This is a genomic window from Streptomyces sp. NPDC059142, assembly GCF_042755665.1.
Lineage (GTDB): Bacteria > Actinomycetota > Actinomycetes > Streptomycetales > Streptomycetaceae > Streptomyces.
In genome coordinates this window covers 17,733-19,248 of sequence record NZ_JBHZDA010000121.1, presented here as the reverse complement: position 1 = coordinate 19,248, position 1,516 = coordinate 17,733, and the positions used below count along the sequence as shown (strand labels likewise).

2 protein-coding genes are annotated in these 1,516 nt (G+C 69.2%); both read left to right on the top strand.

Going from position 1 to position 1,516, the window contains the following annotated elements; translation table 11 throughout:
- The first annotated feature begins 90 nt into the window (after positions 1-90).
- Positions 91-489 carry an ectoine synthase gene (locus ACFXPK_RS29560; RefSeq protein WP_384926065.1) on the top strand — a complete coding sequence of 133 codons (399 nt, stop codon included), beginning with the start codon at positions 91-93 and terminating at the stop codon, positions 487-489.
- Between the two features lie 2 nt (positions 490-491).
- Entirely contained in the window at positions 492-1,394 is a 903-nt protein-coding gene (thpD, locus tag ACFXPK_RS29555; RefSeq protein WP_385007754.1) for an ectoine hydroxylase, read from the top strand.
- The last annotated feature ends 122 nt before the right edge of the window (positions 1,395-1,516 follow it).

The window sequence follows — 1,516 nt, the reverse complement described above, 5'->3', positions numbered from 1 at the left end:
GGGCCGGGGCCCCCCCCCCCCCCCCCCGCCCGGGCCGGACCGGAAACACAACAGAGAGCACGACTGTCGAGAGAAAGGCGTCACCACACCGTGATCGTCCGATCGTTCAAGGACATCGAGAACACCGACCGGCACGTGAGGTCGGCCTCCGGCACCTGGGAGAGCAAGCGCATCGTGCTCGCCAAGGAGAAGGTCGGCTTCTCGCTGCACGAGACCGTCCTGTACGCGGGTACGGAGACGTCGATGTGGTACGCCAACCACATCGAGGCCGTTCTGTGCGTGGAGGGTGAGGCCGAACTCACCGACGAGGAGACCGGTGAGACCCACTGGATCTCCCCCGGCACGATGTATCTGCTCGACGGGCACGAGCGCCACACACTCCGCCCGAAGAGCGACTTCCGCTGCGTCTGCGTCTTCAACCCCCCTGTGACCGGGCGGGAGGACCACGACGAGAACGGTGTCTACCCGTTGCTGACCGAGGAGGGCTGACCATGACCACCACCACTCCCGTGCACACCACCGACCTGTACCCGACGCGCGGCCTCGGCGAGGTGACCACCCCCCGGCAGGACCCCGTCGTGTGGTCCCCGCCGGACGCGCCGGGTCCGATCTCGCCGACCGACCTCGCCGAGTTCGAGCGGGACGGATTCCTCCCCGTCGACCAGCTCATCGGCCCGGACGAGGTGGCGCTGTACCGCGCCGAACTGGAACGGCTGATCACCGACCCGGAGGTACGGGCGGACGAGCGCTCGATCATCGAGCCCAAGTCCCAGGACGTACGGTCCGTCTTCGAGATCCACCGCATCAGTGAGATCTTCGCGGGGCTCGTACGGGACGAGCGGGTGGTGGGCCGCGCACGGCAGATCCTCGGTTCCGACGTCTACGTCCACCAGTCCCGGATCAACGTCAAGCCCGGCTTCGGCGCCTCCGGTTTCTACTGGCACTCGGACTTCGAGACCTGGCACGCCGAGGACGGGCTGCCGAACATGCGGACGGTCTCCGTCTCGATCGCGCTGACCGAGAACTTCGACACCAACGGCGGTCTGATGATCATGCCGGGGTCGCACCGGACGTTCCTGGGGTGCGCGGGCGAGACGCCGAAGGACAACTACCGTCAGTCGCTGAAGATGCAGGGCGCCGGTACGCCCTCCAACGAGGCGCTGACCGGTCTGGCCGACCAGCACGGCATCCGGCTCTTCACGGGCAAGGCCGGTTCCGCGACCTGGTTCGACTGCAACTGCATGCACGGCTCGGGCGACAACATCACCCCGTACCCGCGCAGCAACGTCTTCATCGTCTTCAACAGCGTGGACAACGCCGCGGTCGAGCCGTTCGCGGCACCCATACGGCGGCCGGAGTTCATCGGGGCACGGGACTTCACCCCGGTGCGCTGAGCACCGCCGCGGTCCGGGGGCAGGGAGGAAGGGGCGCGGGGCCGGGGGGGGGGCCGCCGCGCCCCCCCGCCGGAGAGATGGGGCACGGCGAGCGGCCCGCACCCCCCCGCCCCCCCAGGCGC